At 48.9% G+C, this 3,317-nt stretch carries 3 protein-coding genes; all 3 read left to right on the forward strand.

Annotated features, from left to right (window positions below; genetic code table 11):
* Nucleotides 1-119: 119 nt before the first annotated feature.
* Complete coding sequence (locus F9B91_RS12070) at nucleotides 120-2,042, forward strand: ATP-binding cassette domain-containing protein (protein WP_003742263.1); 1,923 nt, start codon at nucleotides 120-122, stop codon at nucleotides 2,040-2,042.
* A gap of 133 nt (nucleotides 2,043-2,175) precedes the next feature.
* Nucleotides 2,176-2,544, forward strand: coding sequence for a hypothetical protein (locus F9B91_RS12075; RefSeq protein WP_003742264.1), 369 nt, complete (start codon nucleotides 2,176-2,178; stop codon nucleotides 2,542-2,544).
* Between the two features lie 68 nt (nucleotides 2,545-2,612).
* Nucleotides 2,613-3,251, forward strand: coding sequence for a hypothetical protein (locus F9B91_RS12080; protein WP_003742266.1), 639 nt, complete (start codon nucleotides 2,613-2,615; stop codon nucleotides 3,249-3,251).
* Nucleotides 3,252-3,317 lie beyond the last annotated feature (66 nt).

A 3,317-nucleotide genomic window follows, 5' to 3' on the forward strand; every position in this document is an offset into this window, starting at 1 on the left:
GTACTATTTGTACTGTCTGCGGCTTCGTCGCCTTGTCCTGATTTAAATTTAATCCACTATAATGCTGTTTTCGCTATAAAATACCGCCTTTCCCATTTTTCCGCCCGTCCCTTACCATCATGATTGAAATCAAGAACCTCACCCTGCAACGCGGTTTGAAAGTCCTGCTCGACAAAGCCAACGCCACCGTCAATCCTGGTCAGCGCGTCGGTTTGATCGGTAAAAACGGGACGGGCAAATCCAGCCTGTTTGCCTTAATCAAGGGTGAAATCACTCAGGATGGCGGCGATGTCTCGATTCCGAAAAATTGGCGGATTGCTTCCGTTTCCCAAGAAACCCCCGACTTGGACATCTCCGCGTTGGACTACGTTTTGCAGGGCGATGCCGAGTTGCAGGCTTTTCAGACGACCTTGGCGCAGGCGGAAGCGCAAAATGACGGCATGAAACAGGCGGAATATCATGCCAAATTGGAAGAAATCGACGCTTATACTGCGCCGGCCCGTGCGGCGAAATTGTTGAACGGACTCGGTTTTTCACAAGAAGAACACAGCCGTCCCGTCAAATCCTTTTCCGGCGGCTGGCGTATGCGCCTGAACCTTGCGCAAGCCTTGATTTGCCGCGCCGATCTGCTCTTACTTGACGAACCGACCAACCACTTGGATTTGGAAACCGTTTTGTGGCTGGAAAACCATCTTGCCTCTTTACCCTGCACGCAAATCATCATTTCCCACGACCGCGATTTTCTCAATGCGGCCACCACTCAAACTATTGAATTGTCGCAGCAAAAACTCACGCAATACGGCGGCAATTACGATTTTTACCAAACCGAACGTGCGCAGCGTCTCGCGCAGCAACAAGCTGCTTATGTCAAACAGCAGGCGCAAATCAAACATCTGCAATCGTTTATCGACCGCTTCAAAGCCAAAGCCACCAAAGCCGTTCAAGCGCAAAGCCGCATGAAGGCATTGGCGAAGCTCGAGCGCATCGCTCCCGCGCATCTGGACAGCGAGTTTTCCTTCGAGTTTTACAATCCCGACCATCTGCCCAATCCCTTGCTGAAGCTGGAGCACGCTGATTTGGGGTACGAAGGCAAAACCGTCCTGCACAACATTACCCTGTCGCTGGAAAGCGGTGCCCGCTACGGGCTATTGGGTGTTAACGGCAGCGGTAAATCTACGTTTATCAAAGCCTTGGCAGGAAAAATTGATTTGCTCTCCGGCAGCATCATCCGTTCCGAAAAACTCAATATCGGTTATTTTGCCCAACACCAACTCGATACCATCCGCGCTGACCAAAGCCCTGTTTGGCACATTCAACAGCTTTCTCCCGAAGTGCGCGAACAAGAAATCCGAAATTTCCTCGGCGGCTTCAACTTTGTCGGCGACATGGCGTTGCAGAAAACCGAACCTTTTTCTGGCGGAGAAAAAGCCCGCCTCGCCCTCGCCATGATTATCTGGCAAAAGCCAAATCTGCTGCTGCTTGACGAGCCGACCAACCATTTGGATTTGGATATGCGCCACGCCTTGACGCTCGCGTTGCAAAGTTTCCAAGGCGCCTTAATCGTCGTGTCGCACGACCGCAGCCTGCTCGAAGCGACTACCGACAGCTTCCTCCTGATTGACAAAGGTCGTCTGAAAAACTTTGACGGCGATTTAAACGATTATCGTCAATGGCGGTTGGCGCAAGAAAACGCCACAGCAGCGCCTGCGGCTTCCGCACAAAGCCAAAACCGCAAAGACACCAAGCGTATCGAAGCGCAAATCCGTCAAGAAAAAGCCCGACGCGGTAAGCCGATACAACAGAAAATCGACAAAGCCGAAAAAGAAATGGCGCAGCTTTCTGAAATTCAAACGGTATGTGAAGCATTTTTGGCACAAGAAGAAGCCTATTCGGACGAAAATAAAACAAAATTACAACAAACACTCACACAATTAACAGAAATTAAAGTAAAATTAACACAAATAGAAGAAAACTGGCTTTTGTGGCAGGAAGAGCTGGAGCAAATCCTGACGGAAATCGACGCAGAATTTACACAAATATAAATATTCCGTTGCCCGAGTTTCCGTATCTGCCTTCAGAAGCTGATAAAAATACAGTTTGGCATAGTGATTTAATATTGCCGGACTGCATAAAAACAAAAATAGGTCGTCTGAAAACTCAAACTACGGAAAACTCATGCGTTCACGAATCAAGCAAGGAGCACTTATCGTCGCATCCTCCCTCATTTTGGGCTTATCCCTTCACACCGCAGCAGCTGTCTTCAGTTGCCATTCAGGCAACAGCAAAACCTATACATCCGAACCTTCGGGAAACTGTACAGGCGCAGACCTGCCTAAAATCAGCAGCCACCAAGGCGGTGCATATCGTTTGAAAATCAACAAATTAAGCAGCGATAGTGAAGAAAAGGCAGCTAAACCAAAGAAGACGCGTTCAAAAGAAAAATCTCGGGAAAAAGCGCAAGAGCAAGAGGCAAAGAGCAAAAATGCCAAATCACGCGCCAAAAAATCGGATAAAGCCGCACAAACGTCGTCTGAAAACGAGTGAAGCAACTTTCGCTAAAATGAAGAGGGCGGTTTGCAAACTTTGAAATTAAAAAAAGCCGTCCGTCCTATTTGAGCGAACAAGCCAGGATTGTTATACTATTACAGTTGAATGCAATATTTATCGAACAATTACTTATTTCACATTACGACCTTACCATGAAACAATCACTCCACACATTGGCAGCTTCATTGCTGATGTTTGCCGCCGTATCAGGCGCACAAGCCTCTCCCAAGATTTATACCTGTACAGTCAACGGCGAAGTCATCTATACATCGCGTCCATCCGGGAACTGCCATTCAGCGGATTTACCGACCATCGGTAAATACAGCAGCTCGCGCTACGATGCTCCTGCTTTTGAAATGTCTGAGCCTGCTGCTGAAGCTCCGTCAAAACGAGCCAGTAACGCAAAACCTGCCCCTAAAAATACCGCTAAGGCAAACCCTGCACCTGCGCCCATCCGTCCTGCTCCTGAAGTCGCAGCAACGCCTGCGCCCAAATCCTCCGGCAGCACTAGCCGCCGTTCGATTTTGGAAACGGAGTTGAGCAACGAACGTAAAGCATTGGGCGAAGCGCAAAAATCTCTGGCGCAAGCCCGCGTAGCCAAAGGCGGTCATGTCAACCAACAGGAAATCACCAGTCTGCAAAGTGCGGTACTCGACCGCCAGCAAAACATCCAAGCCCTGCAAAGGGAATTGGGGCGACTATGATAATTTATAGTGGATTAACTTTAAACCAGTACGGCGTTGCCTCGCCTTAGCTCAAAGAGAACGATT

Source organism: Streptococcus mitis (assembly GCF_008763935.1).
Taxonomy (GTDB): Bacteria; Bacillota; Bacilli; order Lactobacillales; family Streptococcaceae; genus Streptococcus; species Streptococcus mitis_DB.

Coding starts and splice junctions, on each gene's coding strand:
- F9B91_RS12070 (WP_003742263.1), top strand. CDS start 120: ATGATTGAAATCAAGAACCTCACCCTGCAACGCGGTTTGAAAGTCCTG.
- F9B91_RS12075 (WP_003742264.1), top strand. CDS start 2,176: ATGCGTTCACGAATCAAGCAAGGAGCACTTATCGTCGCATCCTCCCTC.